This window comes from Rathayibacter sp. AY1A4, assembly GCF_002930955.1.
Lineage (GTDB): Bacteria > Actinomycetota > Actinomycetes > Actinomycetales > Microbacteriaceae > Rathayibacter.
In genome coordinates, this window is the sequence record NZ_PSTN01000055.1 from 1 (window position 1) to 2,383 (window position 2,383).

Genomic DNA, 2,383 nt, shown 5'->3' on the forward strand with positions numbered 1-2,383 from the left:
GGGCGGCGGGCGGCGGAGAACGTGAACCACGTGGAGGTCGTCCGGTCGTGATCTCTCGAGTTCGACGGCTCTCCTGCGCGGCGGGGGCGTCCGCCAGCCGGAGCGGGACGGGAGCGGACCGGGACGGAGCGGACCGGGACGGAGCGGACCGGGACGCGGTGGCCGACGCCCCGAAGCGCCGAAGCACGACGGGACACGGGGCTCGAGGCTCGGAGCTCCGGGACACGGGGCTCGGAACTCGAGGCTCGACGAAGCGCCAACGTGCCGACGGACCTCGCGGCGCCGGAGGTGCGAGAGCGCGAGGGCGCCTGGGCGTGTCCAGGCACGGCGATGCACCGCCTCGCGGCCGACGGAGTGTCGGATCGCCCGGCAGGTCGGGCTGCGGATCAGAACGGCGGAGACGCGTCCACGAACCGCGGCCGCGTCGGCGACAGCAGCGATGGCGACGGTCGAGGTGACGACGGTCGCGATGACCTCAGCTGCGATGACGAGGATCGTGGTGACAGCGGGTGCGGCTGCTGCTCCGGCTGCGGCTCCGGCTCCGGTTCTTGCGCCGACTGCGGCGTCGGTCGTCGCGTGGGCGGCAGCGGAGCCCCGGGCAGCGCCCGCGGTCGGTCGGTGACCCGACGGCCGGTGGGGGTCGTCCAGACGACGGTGCCATCCGGATGGAGGGCGTAGGTCCAGCGGTCGCCGTGGCGGACGTGGTGGTGCGCGACGCAGAGCGAGGCCAGGTTGCCGAGGGCGGTCTCGCCTCCGTTCCGCCATTCGAGGGTGTGATCGGCCTCGGCCGTCGAGGACGAGCGGGTGCAGCCGGGGAACCGGCAGGTCCGGTCGCGCAGCTGCAGCTGGAGGCGCATCCGAGGGGCGGGACGCGGAGGGTCCTGCCGACCGACGTCACCACTCCCGTGTCCGGATCGGTCAGCACCCGCGTGAAGGTGGCCGCCGTGCGGACGAGCTCCCGGGCGACGTCGGCGGGGACGAGACCGTAGCCGTCGAGTTCGGCCGGCGCGTCGTCGAGGCCGACGGCGGTGCTGGCGGCCAGGGTGAGGCGCACGTCGGCGCGGACTCCGGAGCCCGAGGCGTGGATTCCAGAGCCCGAGGCACGGACGGCGCTCGCTCCTTCTCCCGAGGATCCGTCTGCGGAGATGTCGCCGTCGATGAGCAGATCGACGAGCGCGTCGGCCCGCAGCTGCGCGAGCGTCCGGCCGTCGCCGAGGGAGATGTCAGCGTCTCCACCGGCGCCGCCACCCGTCTCCGCGCCGAGCCCGGCACCGGCACCAGCACCAGCACCAGCACCAGCACCAGCACCAGCACCAGCGTCCGTCCGCGCGCCGACTGCCACCGGAGCATCGCCACGGGCACCAGCACCGCTCTGTGCAGTCGCAGTCGCAGTCGCACTCGCACTCGCACTCGCACCTGCACCTGCACCTGCACCTGCACCTGCACCTGCGCCTGCGCCGAACCCGATCCCCGCCGCGTCCGCCCCGTCGCGGAGCGAGCGGGCGATCCGGTCGAGACGGTTGTAGGCGCCGACCGCGACCGGGGCCGGCAGCAGGGCACAGAGAGTGGCCATGCCGTCGGCCTCGGCGCCGAGCCACACGCTGCGGTCCTCGCGGGCGCGGGTGTGGCGCTCGGTGAACGGCTGTTCGTGCAGCTCGTCGCGCAGCCGCGCCACGGTCCGGCGGAGCTGGGTGGGCGTCTGCGTGAGCGCCGCGGCGGCGGCCCGCTCGTCGAAGGGCGCGCGCGACGGAGCGGGGAGGGTCGCGGCGGCGGCGCAGACGACCTCGCCGGCCTCCCAGAGGATCCGGGCCTCGGCCAGGAGGGTGCGGGTCTCCGGGAGGTCCTCGATGAGGAGCCGAGCGTGCTCGAGACGCCGAGACGCCGCGCGCTCCGACATCCCGAGCGCAGTCGCGAACTCGGCTCGGATCGAGCGCTCCACGAGGTCTCCCGCCTCGCTCCGGGAGAGACGACTCCCCCGCGCGAACGACTCCGGCACGAGCAGCGCCGCCCGGTACGCCGCGTGCAGGGCGACCGCCCCCGCGAGCAGCACCGGTGCCGAGGAGCGGGCGAGCCCCGCCGCGAGACCGGCGAGCGCGCGCACCGCGTCGAGCGTCCGCGCCGTCTCGCCCGCCTGCACCGCCTCGACCGCCTGCACCGCGTCACCCGAATTTGTCATACCTGTATTGAATCAGCGACCACCGACATCGGGCCGGGGCCCATGACCAGCATCGGGACAAGGGAGCCGGTACCCCGCCTGTGGAGGGACGGACCGCCGGCGAGCGCGGGCTCGCACACCGCTGTCCGCGCGATTCCTGAGCCGAGCCACCAGCCCGCGCCGCCCGCCCCGCTCGAACCCGTCCGCTCGAACCCGCCCCGCTCGAAC

1 protein-coding gene is annotated in these 2,383 nt (G+C 74.9%); it reads right to left on the bottom strand.

The features are described 5' to 3' along the window. Positions 1-475: 475 nt before the first annotated feature. Complete coding sequence (locus C5B92_RS16745; RefSeq protein WP_104350617.1) at positions 476-2,176, bottom strand: DUF222 domain-containing protein; 1,701 nt, start codon at positions 2,174-2,176, stop codon at positions 476-478. Positions 2,177-2,383 lie beyond the last annotated feature (207 nt).

What these genes read in the sequence shown, in the direction of transcription:
- C5B92_RS16745 (WP_104350617.1), bottom strand. Translation starts at nt 2,176, where the DNA reads ATGACAAATTCGGGTGACGCGGTGCAGGCGGTCGAGGCGGTGCAGGCG.